Below are 11779 nucleotides of genomic sequence, written 5' to 3'. Positions count from 1 at the left end.
AAAATAGCCATGAAAAATTCAATCAAAACCTTCATCTGTGCCTTTGCACTTGTTACTTCTTTCGCTTTCACTGCTTCTGCAGAAGATAAAGAAACCAAAAAATCTACCGGATTTGGTACCGGAATTTATACCAGCAAAAGCGGCAAGATCAATGTAATGGTCGACAAAGTAAGCGCCGACGCAAACACTACACTGCTTTTGAAAAATGAAAAAGGAGATGTAGTATACCGCGAAGTAATTGAAAAAAGCAATCAGAAATTCGGACGTGTTTTAAACGTCGACGAATTGGAAGCTGGAAATTATGAGATCAAAATTAGCAGCAATGGCCAGACGCAATCCAAAACTTTCAAATTACTTGAACAAAAAACCGAACGGGTTTTGACAATAAATTAAGACGCAGTTCTGCTTTTTCAGAATTAATCTATTAGCCATATTTATAGCGAAAGGGCTTCCCAAACCGGAAGTCCTTTCGCTATTATAATCCCGTAGCCAAGAAAACATAAGATTTAGTATTGAATTGTTTCCGTCAACACGAAAAGCTGCGACTAACGAAATGAATCTTAACAAATAATTCATTATTCAACAGTCTGTTAATCTAAATAGCTCATGAAAACTTCAATACAATTTATCTTCTGTGCCTTGGCATTAATTATCCCATTATCCACCACGGCGGCGGATAAAAACGGGAGTAAAAAATCGACACGGTTTGGCACCGGTATCTATTCTACGAAAAAAGGCAAAATCAACGTTTACATTGACAAAGCGGGGACTGATTTTTCGACCACAATACTGTTGAAAAATGAAACCGGCGACGTGATCTATCGCGAAATCGTTGATAAAAAAAATCAAAAATTCGGCAGGCAATTAAATGTTGATGCGCTCGCTCCGGGCACGTACGAAATTAAAGTCATTGTGAAAGATGTTATGCAAACAAGTTTGTTCAAATTGACAGAACAGAAACGAGAACGATCAGTAACAATTGAATAATATTTCTTAGCCATGTTTCAGAAAAACGGCTTCCTGAATTCAGGAAGCCGTTTTTACAAGTCTCACAATACTGATTACTTACTCTCAGCCACAATTGCAGGCAACTCAGCTTCGATTTTTTCTCTTCTTGGTTCAAACCACTCTGGTAATTTCAAAGAAGATCCCAGTTCAGCAACACTTTCGTCCACGGAGAATCCGGGAGGATTCGTAGCTATTTCGAATAATATTCCACCTGGTTCGCGGTAGTAAATACTATGAAAATAATTCCGGTCGAGCACCTCCGTAGGGTTATAATTTCCGGACAAAAGTTTCTCACGGATTTCCAATTGGGTTTCATCACTTTCTGTTGCAAAAGCAAGGTGATGTACCGAACCTGCACCTTGCAAAGCTCGAATATCTTTTGGTGACTCGAGCACGTCCACATAAGAACCAGGCCCGCCCGCCCCACTTTCAAATCTATAAATTCCCGATTCCTCAGCGATCAATTTATGTTGCATAACATCCGTAAGCAACGAAACGGTACGGTCAATTTTAAATTCATTTAACGAAACTGTATAAGTACCCCGGATTGAAAATTCTTTTGGAATTTTACCATTATCCCACCCCGGACGTTTATCTAAATCATTGGCAACCAGCTCCACGCCCATTCCGTCAAAATCTTCAAAACGAAGATACGTTTCATTAAATCGTCGGTATGGCCCTGCATATGGAATACCAAACTGAACCAGACGATCCATCCAGTAACGCAAGGACGCAGTTGGAATTGAAAAAGCGGAATAAGTAAGCTGTCCACCCCCTTTGCGTCCACGCACCAAACCGGCATAAGGGAAAAATGTAACGATCGAGCCCGGCGTACCAGTTTCGTCTCCATAATATAAATGATATACATCCGGCGCATCAAAATTTACCGTTTTTTTCACCATCCTCAACCCTAAAATCCCTACATAAAAATCCACATTTCTTTGTGCGTCGCTGGCAAGAGCGGTGATATGGTGTAAGCCGTTGATCAGATTATTCATGATTTCTAAATTTATATGTCGATACATTTAATGTATATACATGCAATATTGAAATTTGGTTCAATTTGACGAAGGAAAAATGAAAAATAAATAAGAACAACATTCACCAGGATCGATAAGGAGATCATCCAGGCACGCTACTTTTACATTAAGTCACTGATCCAATCTGTTTTACTACATTTCACCAATCTTTGTACGTATGAATTCTCGTCGTGATTTCCTTCAAAAAGTTTCCCTGGGTTTAGGAGTGACAGCACTTTCCAGCCTTCCGGCTACTGCAAACACAATCCCGGAACCGTTCGTACGCCCCGAAAAACAGCTTCGGGTAGCGCTGATGGGCCTCGGTGGTTATGCTGGTATCGTGGCAGAAGCGATGCAAAACTGTAAGATGGCAACACTTGTGGGGCTAGTTTCAGGTACTCCGTCCAAGATTGACACCTGGAAACAGAAATATAATATTCCTGAAAAAAACACTTACAATTATGAAAATGTCGGCGATATAAAAAATAATCCTGACATCGACATGGTATACATCACCACCCCTAACTCACTCCATCACAAGCATGTGTTACAAGTTGCAGCGGCTGGAAAACACGTGCTATGTGAAAAACCTGTTGCCGATAATGCCAGACAAACCCGCGAAATGATTGCGGCTTGCGAGAAAGCCGGTGTCAAATTTTACATTGGCTACCGTATGCACTTTGAACCGCACACACGTGAACTTATCCGTATGCGGGAAGCCGGCGAGCTAGGAAAAATCATGCATGTAAATAATTACATGGGTTTTAAAAGTGGCGATCCCAACCAGTGGAGGCTCAAAAAAGCGTTGGCAGGCGGGGGCGCAATGATGGATGTCGGTGTATATGCTCTCAATGGCGCACGTTATGCAACGGGCGAAGAACCGATCTGGGTGACTGCCCAGGAAAGCAAAACAGATCCTGTAAAATTTAAAGAAGTAGACGAAACCATCACTTTCCAGCTGGGTTTTCCAAGTGGCGTGATTGCAAACTGCGGGACTACTTATGCCTTCAATAACTGCGAAAGGTTGTATGTGATTGGTGATAAAGGTTTCGTGGAACTTAGCCCGGCTTTCGGTTATGGCCCGATCAAAGGAAGGACGCACCTTGGACCCATGAACCAGCCGGTCGTTAAACATCAAACTTTACAAATGGATGGAATTGCCGATATTATTCTAAATAACAAGCCTGATCCCAATGTCACAGGACAGGAAGGCCTGAAAGACATGATCGTCGTCGATGCCGTTTACGAATCAATTCGAAAAGGAGGTCAGAAAATTTTCATTAATAAAGCATAACACCGAAATATGCCTGATCCTGTAAGATCGGGCATATTTTTTGATATTTTTTTTACAACTATCATCTCAAACCAAACCTGAGAAATCATGAAAACTCCTGACTATTATCTTCCCATTATGCCTTATCTGATCATCGATGGCGCAAATGATTTTCTGGATTTTTTAAAGGCAGTTTTTGATGCGAAAGAAGAAATGCTGGTTCACAATGAAGACGGCAGCATTATGCATGGCGAAATCAGTATTGGAAAAGCAATTGTGATGATCGCGCAATCTCAGCAAGCTTACAAACCATTGCCTTCTGGTATGTTTATGGAGATCAAAGACGTTGATAAGATTTACAGCAAAGCGATTGAAAAAGGAGCAGTTTCTTTGCAGGAACCTGAAAACCGGGAATATGGATATAGCGCGGGTTTTCAAGATCCATTCGGCAATCAGTGGTGGATCACCAACATGGATTAACTATTCGCAAAGGTTGTAAAACCACTTAAACGTATGATAGGAACCTTTGATGACTTAACTTTGCGGATTATTCAGGAATCGTAAAAGTTATATTCAATTGACCTATGTCCGATCATATCAATAAATTACAACTGGCAATCGAGCCGCTCAGACAACAAATCATTAATCACAAAGTTTATTCTGCGATTACAGAGCTGGAAGATCTTCGCATATTCATGCAGTTTCACATCTTTGCGGTTTGGGATTTCATGTCACTTCTAAAAGCTTTGCAAAATAATCTGACCTGCACAACCGTACCGTGGTTTCCAAAAGGTTCGGCTGTGACGAGACATTTAATTAATGAAATCGTGCTGGGTGAGGAGTCTGACGTAGACGAAAATGGCGATTTAAAAAGTCACTTCGAACTATATCTGGAAGCGATGACCCAAAGCGGTGCGGATGTTACACAAATCGAGAAATTTATTTCTGCCTTACAATCCAATGGTGATTTGAACGTAGCTTTCAAAATTTCAGAAGCTCCGGAAGCGACACAGAATTTCGTGAATTTCACTTTTGATATCATAAACAGCAATAAAGATTATTTACAAGCCGCCACTTTTACGTTCGGTCGTGAAGATCTGATCCCGAACATGTTCCACTCCATCGTGAGCGACATCAGTAAGACATTCCCGGAAGAAGTATCTATTTTCAAATATTATCTGGAAAGACATATCGAAGTTGACGGCGATCATCACAGCAATCTGGCTTTACAGATGACTTCAAACCTTTGCGGCGACGACGAAACGATCTGGAAAGAAGCTGAGCACGCAACCATTCAGTCCTTACAAAAAAGGATTGATCTATGGGATGCAGTATATGATCAGATCGAAAGCAGAAAATCAATTTTACAATAATCTGAAAAATTTCGTTGGCGCAAAAACCTAAGAAAATCCATACCGAAAAGACCAGCCTGCATGAGCGAAACCTGCATCGCGAGCGGTATGATTTCAAACAGCTGATTCATGATTTGCCAGAACTTTCGAGGTTTGTTTCGATTAATCCTTATGGAGACGAATCGATTGATTTTGCCAATCCCGATGCTGTAAAAATGCTCAACAAAGCGCTGCTCAAACATTTTTACGGAGTTTCCTATTGGGATATTCCTGCAAATTATCTCTGTCCGCCCATCCCCGGGCGGGCGGATTATATTCACTATCTTGCTGATTTACTGAGCACTGTAAACTCAGGAAAATTCCTCGTTGGAAAATCCGTCAGCGTTTTGGATATCGGGACCGGCGCCAATTGTGTTTATCCTATTATCGGCCATCGGGAATATGGATGGAGTTTTGTTGGTTCCGACATTGACCCGGTTTCCATAAATTCTGCACTAAAAATTGTTGATAATAACCCCTCGCTGCAAGGAGCCATTGAATGCAGGCTGCAAACTTCTTCCAAACATATTTTCCAGGGCATTATTCAACCTGATGAGCGGTTTGATGTGACAATGTGCAATCCTCCATTTCACGCTTCTGCTTCAGAAGCCCAAGCCGGAACAAGACGAAAAATCACTAACCTTGGGTTAAAGAAAAATGGCAATCCGATGCTTAATTTCGGAGGACAAAATGCCGAGTTATGGTGTGAAGGCGGTGAAGAAGATTTTGTGAAACGAATGATCTCTGAAAGTGTTAAATTTCAGGATCAGTGTCTATGGTTTACATCTCTGATTTCAAAAAAAACAACCTTGCCGGGCGTTTATGCTGCACTGAGAAATGTGAAAGCACTTGATATAAAAACAGTTGAAATGTCGCAGGGACAGAAAATAAGCCGATTCTTAGCCTGGACATTTTTAAATAAGCAGCAGCAATCAGAATGGAAAAAGCTACGCTTTGACCGTTACTAATATTCAATAAACTTCTTTCCGGATCATTAAATTTCCCGGATTCTGTGCTTATCTACATATCCCAAAATTATTTGGTACAAAAATTTACAACCGGTTCCATGAGACGACTCACTTTGTTAAACTTAGCTGCAACGGCTACTTTTTTAATTTTATTTTCAATTACAGTTTCTGCTCAAATCATGGATAAAAACTCAATTGCTGCGGCAGGAGCCCAGGTCGAAAAACTGGGTGATGGCTATAAATTCACAGAAGGTCCGGTTGCTGATACTAAGGGAAATGTATTTTTTACGGATCAGCCTAATAATAAAATTATTCGCTGGGATGCTGAAACAGGCGAATTCAGTACCTTTTCTGATAAAGCAGGACGTGCTAACGGAATGTATTTTGACAAAAAAGGAAATCTTGTCGCCTGCTCCGATGAAGATAATCAGGTTTGGTCTTTTGATAAAAAGGGAAATCCAACAGTTTTGGTTAAAGATTATGATGGAAAACTTTTAAACGGACCAAACGATTTATGGATCGATCCCAAAGGTGGTATCTATCTGACCGATCCGCTTTACGAGAGAGATTACTGGAAACGGGATCCGAAAATGCAGCAGGATGGCCAACATGTTTATTACTTGTTGCCAGACGGCAAAAAAATGATCCGTGTGGATGAAAAACTGAAGAAACCAAATGGAATTATTGGAACTGCTGACGGCAAAAAACTTTATGTAGCAGATATCGGTGCAGACAAAACTTATATTTATGATATTGACAAAGACGGATCTTTGAGCAACAAGACACTTTTTGTATCAAAAGGCTCAGACGGCATGATCCTCGACGAAGAAGGAAATCTTTATCTTACAGGCGACGGCGTCACTGTTTTTGATAAATTAGGTGAAAAAATCGCTCATTTCCCGGTTAGTAAAGGCTGGACTGCCAACCTTTGTTTTGCAGGTAAAAATCGTGATTTGCTATTTATTACTTCTGAAACCGCAGTTTATGGAATAAAAATGAGGGTGAAAGGTGTTAAGTAATAAACGAATCCAGTTACATTTTGATTTAGCGTATTTATGATTTCAAAAATGCAAGAAAACGGATTGACATCAATTGATATCAATCCGTTTTTTCTAGAATATACAACACCTTTCCAGGTCCCGCCTTTCGATAAAATCACAATTGAACATTTTATGCCAGCTGTGGAAGAGGGAATGAAACAGCAGGTAGAAGCGATTGCAGCGATTTGTTCAGAAAATAACGCTCCTACTTTTGAAAATATAATCGAAGCACTGGAGTCAAGCGGCGACTTGCTGACGAGAGTTTGTTCGGTCTTTTTCAACCTGGCATCTGCTCATACCTCTCCGGAAATTGAGAAACTTTCGCAGGTTATCGCGCCAAAATTGTCGGGACACGGCGACGATATTTATCTGAATTCAGATTTGTTTGAAAAGGTAAAAACAATCAATGAGCAGCAGCAAGACCTGAAATTGTCGAATGAACAAAAGCGTTTGCTCGAAAAAACCTACAAAGCTTTTGTCAGAAGCGGCGCTAATCTGGATGCAGATCAGCAGGTAAAAATGCGTGAGATCAACAAGGAACTTTCGGTTTTGACCGTTCAGTTTGGCCAGAATCTTTTGGCCGAAACGAATCTTTTTGAGCTGATCGTTGAAGACGAAAAAGATTTGGCAGGTTTGCCTTCTTCGATTATTGCTTCTGCGTCAAACGCCGCGAAAGATTCGGGACATGAGGAAAAATGGAAATTCACGTTACACAATCCCAGTGTGATGCCCTTCCTTCAATATGCCGAAAACCGCGCGTTGCGTGAGAAGATGTTCAAAGGGTATATCAACCGGTGCAACAATAATGACGAGCGTGATAATAAGGAAATTGTGTCCCGCATAGCCACGTTGCGTTCTGAACGTGCACAGCTTCTTGGATATAAAACGCACGCTGATTTTGTACTCGAAGAAAGCATGGCAAAAACACCAGATCAGGCTTACGACTTATTAAATCGCCTTTGGAAAGCTGCTTTGCCCGTCGCTAAACTCGAAGCAGAAGAAATGCAGAAATTGGTGGATAAAGAAGGCAAAGGCGACCGGTTAGAAGGTTGGGATTGGTCGTATTATGCAGATAAAGTCCGTAAAGAAAAATACAATTACGACGCAGAAGAACTCCGCCCTTACTTTAAACTGGAAAATGTCAGAGATGGGATTTTTCACGTTGTGCAGAAACTTTACGGCTTGACTTTCACGGAGATTAAAGATATTCCTAAATATCATCCGGACGTAGTCGCTTATGAAGTGAATGAAGCGGACGGAACGCATACCGGAATTTTTTATATGGATTTTCATTCCCGCACTTCAAAAAGAGGAGGCGCCTGGATGACTTCCTATCGTAAGCAATCTGTAAAAAATGACCAGCAGATCTCCCCTATTGTGGCTAATGTCTGCAATTTTGCCAAGCCTGCCGGTGGTCAGCCTGCGTTGCTGACAGCTGATGAAGTGGAAACATTTTTCCATGAATTCGGTCATGCGCTGCACGGACTTCTTTCAAAAGTTCATTACGAAACGTTGTCCGGGACTTCTGTTCCACGCGATTTTGTAGAACTTCCTTCGCAGGTTATGGAGCATTGGGCTTTTGAACCGGAAGTTTTGAAATTTTATGCAAAACATTACGAAACCGGTGAAGTGATACCAACAGAACTGGTTGAGAAAATGAAAAATGCTTCGAGGTTTAATCAGGGGTTTGGGACGGTAGAATATCTGGCGGCTTCCTTTCTGGATATGAGCTATCATACGATCTCATCAGGACAGAAACTTGATACCACAGCCTTTGAAAATGAAAAGATGGAATCGCTGGGACTGATTAGTCAAATTCCGCCCAGGTATAGAAGCACTTATTTTCAGCATATTTTTTCGGGCGGATATTCGGCTGGTTATTACAGTTATATCTGGTCAGAAGTGTTGGATAGTGACGCATTTGCCGCATTCAAAGAAGCTGGCAATATTTTTGATCCCGCTATTGCCAAATCATTCAGAACGAATATTCTGGCAAAAGGCGGAACGGAAGAACCAATGACATTGTACAAAGCATTCCGTGGAAGAGAACCGGAGGTGAAATATTTGCTTGAAAACAGAGGTCTGGATAAGGCGGTTTAAGTTCTTACCATTAACAAAATAACAAAAAGTAGTTGTTGGTATACGCCGGCAACTACTTTTTATATCATCACTAATCTCAATAAGATGGGTAGCTTTATAGAAATCAATGACACGCTGCAAATCACAACTGAGCAAGGTTTTCCCGTTGAGATACTAAATCTGGAAAAGCATTTGCAGAAAGCAATTAAGCTTGAAGATGTAAAAGGGCAACTGTTTCATTTTCATAAAAAAGACAGTGCAAGAATTTTTCATCTGGATCCGGTAAGAGTATTTCTGGTGCACAGTATCGATGGGAAATGGCTGATCTGGGGAAAGGCCTTGATTCAATCTCAAACAATCGTAAAACAACTGGAGGAAAACGGAGAATGGATTGAAGGAAAATGGCAAACCAGTGGAAGTTATATTATTTCGGACATATATGATCCCGAATATCAGAAGATTTTCACACAGAGAGAATCGGTCCCTGGTAAAAGTTATTTTTGATCCCACGCGTCAGAACAGGACGGGTTTTGCGTATGTTAGTTTTATACTATATTCATCGTTAAGACGTTACAAAAGTCAACCGTCATCCTTACTATGCGTTCAACTTGTACTCTGTTTCTTTTACTTTTTTCTTTCATAGTCAGGGCGCAGGAACGTATAACGATCAGCGGATTCGTTCGCGAACAAGGCAGTCAGGAACAGTTACCGGGCGTCAACGTTTATATTCCTGATACGCCCTATGGTGCTGTTACCAACACGTATGGTTTTTATTCGTTAACCTTACCTGCGATGGATTCCGCTTTGGTTGTTTATTCTTTCGTAGGTTACGAGACAGTTCAACAACAGATCAGGTTAAATAAAAATACCGAGCTAAGTATCCTTTTAGCCACAGTAAACCAACTGGACGAAGTAACCGTAACTTCGCGCCGGCAGGAAGATTATGTAAGCCGGTCTGCACAGATGAGCCAGGTGGAAATTCCGATTTCGCAGATTAAAAAAATACCGGCATTTTTTGGAGAAAAGGATGTTTTGAAAGTTTTGCAGCTGATGCCCGGCGTTCAAAAAGGCACAGAGGGACAAACTGGATTGTATGTACGCGGCGGTGGGCCAGATCAAAATCTGATCATTCTGGATGATGCTGTGGTATACAATGCGAATCACCTGTTTGGTTTTTTTTCAATCTTTAACAGCGACGCACTGAAAAGCGTTGAATTGACAAAAGGTGGTTTTCCGGCCCGTTATGGTGGGCGGCTATCTTCTGTCTTGGAAATGAATATGAAAGAAGGTAATAAAGAGGCTCTACATGGCGAAGGCGGCATCGGAATTATCTCATCCCGGCTTACTTTGGAAGGGCCGATTTCAAAAGGCAAATCTTCTTTTCTCGTTTCTGCCAGACGGACCTATATAGATATTCTGGCAGCGCCCCTCATCGCGAGAGACCAGCGCGATGCTGTTGAACAGGTAAAACCGGGATATTATTTTTATGATATAAATGCAAAAATAAACTACGACCTCGGTTCAAAAGACAAGGTATATCTGAGTGGTTATTTTGGTCATGATAATTTTTATGCAAATGAAACCAGTCCTACGCGTGAGTCCAGAGCAGGGCTTGACTGGGGAAATAAGACAGCGACGCTACGCTGGAACCACTTGCTAAATCAGAAGCTTTTTGTAAATACTTCCTTCATTTACAGCAACTTTGACTTTGGTGTAAGCAATTACAATAAAGATATCAATACCGACGCAACCATTCGGGACGAATTCAGTTTGAACTATACTTCTCAAATCCGCGATTGGGGTATCAAGACTGATCTTGACTATTACCCTTCTCCAAAACATGCAGTGAAGTTTGGCGCACAAGCTACTTTTCATCGGTTCGTTCCTTCCGCGCTGGCGCTTCAGGGATCTTTGATCGATGAGTCCATCGAGCGGTCTGTCACACCGATTAACACATTGGAAGGTGGAATTTATATTGAGGATACCTGGCAGCCTTTCGATGCTTTAAAAATGAATGCAGGATTTAGGTTAAGTACTTTTCAAACCGAATCAAAAACCTATTTCCGGCCAGAACCGCGTTTTTCCGCAGCTTTAAGACTTGCCGAAGATTTTTCTTTCAAAGCTTCCTATGCTCAGATGAACCAATACGTTCATTTATTATCCAACACCGGGCTCGGCCTTCCAACCGATTTATGGGTTCCCACAACTGACAAAGTTGCACCGCAGCAATCGAAACAGGTAGCCATCGGTTTGGCTAAAGATCTTGAAAAACCAGCTTTGACGCTCACCCTGGAAGGTTACTACAAGAAAATGGGTAATATTCTAAATTATAAAGAAGGTGCTTCATTTTTAAGTATTAGCGGTGAAAATGCTAATGAACTAAGCTGGGAGGACAACGTCACGGCTGGCAAAGGCTGGTCATACGGCACTGAATTTTTAGTGCACAAAAAAACGGGACGCTTTTCAGGATGGGTCGGCTATACACTTTCATGGACAAAATGGCAATTTCCTGAGCTCAATTTCGGGAGAACATTTTATCCCCGATACGACCGCCGTCATGATTTGTCGGTCGTTGGAATTTATGAGCTTACTAAACGAATTACCGTTTCCGCGACATGGGTTTATGGTACAGGAAATGCGCTGACGTTGCCAAGAGCGAGTTTTACAGGTGTCACAGATAATTTTTTCACCCGATTTTCTTCCACCGGAACCAGAACCGCAACCTCCTGGAGCGGTAATCAGGTCACGGAATATGGCGATAAAAACAGTTTTCGCGCAGAACCGTTCCACAGACTTGACCTGGCCGTTCAATTGCATAAAAAGAAAAAACGATACGAGCGAACCTGGGAAATCGGTTTATATAATGCCTACAACCGGCGAAATCCTTTTTTCTATGATATTTCAGAAGAAAAACTTGCTAATGGTAATACCAAAACAACCCTGAAACGTTATTCATTATTTCCCGTTTTGCCCTCGGTCAGTTACAATTTCAAGTTCTAGT

The 11779-nt window shown here is 41.4% G+C and carries 11 protein-coding genes; 10 read left to right on the top strand and 1 reads right to left on the bottom strand.

Going from position 1 to position 11779, the window contains the following annotated elements; all coding sequences use genetic code 11:
* On the top strand, positions 1-393 hold a 393-nt coding region (locus BMY70_RS25200), incomplete at its 5' end, for a T9SS type A sorting domain-containing protein (protein WP_229209773.1).
* Between the two features lie 213 nt (positions 394-606).
* Positions 607-987, top strand: a complete 381-nt coding sequence (locus tag BMY70_RS25195; RefSeq protein ID WP_090339796.1) for a hypothetical protein — start codon at positions 607-609, stop codon at positions 985-987.
* Between the two features lie 74 nt (positions 988-1061).
* On the opposite strand, the gene BMY70_RS25190 is transcribed toward BMY70_RS25195, so the two are convergent.
* Entirely contained in the window at positions 1062-2006 is a 945-nt protein-coding gene (locus BMY70_RS25190; protein WP_090339794.1) for a ring-cleaving dioxygenase, read from the bottom strand.
* Between the two features lie 199 nt (positions 2007-2205).
* Between BMY70_RS25190 and BMY70_RS25185 the strand changes: the two genes are divergently transcribed.
* The 8 genes from BMY70_RS25185 (at position 2206) to BMY70_RS25150 (ending at position 11778) form a co-directional block, all read left to right on the top strand.
* Complete coding sequence (locus tag BMY70_RS25185; RefSeq protein WP_090339792.1) at positions 2206-3321, top strand: Gfo/Idh/MocA family protein; 1116 nt, start codon at positions 2206-2208, stop codon at positions 3319-3321.
* Between the two features lie 87 nt (positions 3322-3408).
* Entirely contained in the window at positions 3409-3780 is a 372-nt protein-coding gene (locus tag BMY70_RS25180; protein WP_090339788.1) for a VOC family protein, read from the top strand.
* A 104-nt stretch (positions 3781-3884) separates the two neighbouring features.
* Positions 3885-4673, top strand: a complete 789-nt coding sequence (locus BMY70_RS25175) for a DUF3050 domain-containing protein (protein WP_090339786.1) — start codon at positions 3885-3887, stop codon at positions 4671-4673.
* Positions 4674-4687: 14 nt separating this feature from the next.
* A complete protein-coding gene (gene rlmF / locus BMY70_RS25170; protein ID WP_218148679.1) occupies positions 4688-5659 on the top strand; it encodes a 23S rRNA (adenine(1618)-N(6))-methyltransferase RlmF in 972 nt (323 codons plus the stop codon).
* Between the two features lie 179 nt (positions 5660-5838).
* Positions 5839-6678, top strand: coding sequence for an SMP-30/gluconolactonase/LRE family protein (locus BMY70_RS25165; protein WP_090339781.1), 840 nt, complete (start codon positions 5839-5841; stop codon positions 6676-6678).
* A gap of 48 nt (positions 6679-6726) precedes the next feature.
* Positions 6727-8799: a M3 family metallopeptidase gene (locus tag BMY70_RS25160; RefSeq protein WP_229209772.1), complete on the top strand. Its 2073-nt coding sequence runs from the start codon at positions 6727-6729 to the stop codon at positions 8797-8799.
* Positions 8800-8883: 84 nt separating this feature from the next.
* Positions 8884-9282 carry a hypothetical protein gene (locus BMY70_RS25155; RefSeq protein ID WP_090339772.1) on the top strand — a complete coding sequence of 133 codons (399 nt, stop codon included), beginning with the start codon at positions 8884-8886 and terminating at the stop codon, positions 9280-9282.
* Positions 9283-9375: 93 nt separating this feature from the next.
* Entirely contained in the window at positions 9376-11778 is a 2403-nt protein-coding gene (locus BMY70_RS25150; RefSeq protein ID WP_090339770.1) for a TonB-dependent receptor, read from the top strand.
* Position 11779: the final 1 nt, after the last annotated feature.

The organism is Dyadobacter koreensis (assembly GCF_900108855.1).
Taxonomy (GTDB): domain Bacteria; phylum Bacteroidota; class Bacteroidia; order Cytophagales; family Spirosomataceae; genus Dyadobacter; species Dyadobacter koreensis.
This window is presented reverse-complemented; position numbering and strand designations above follow the sequence as displayed.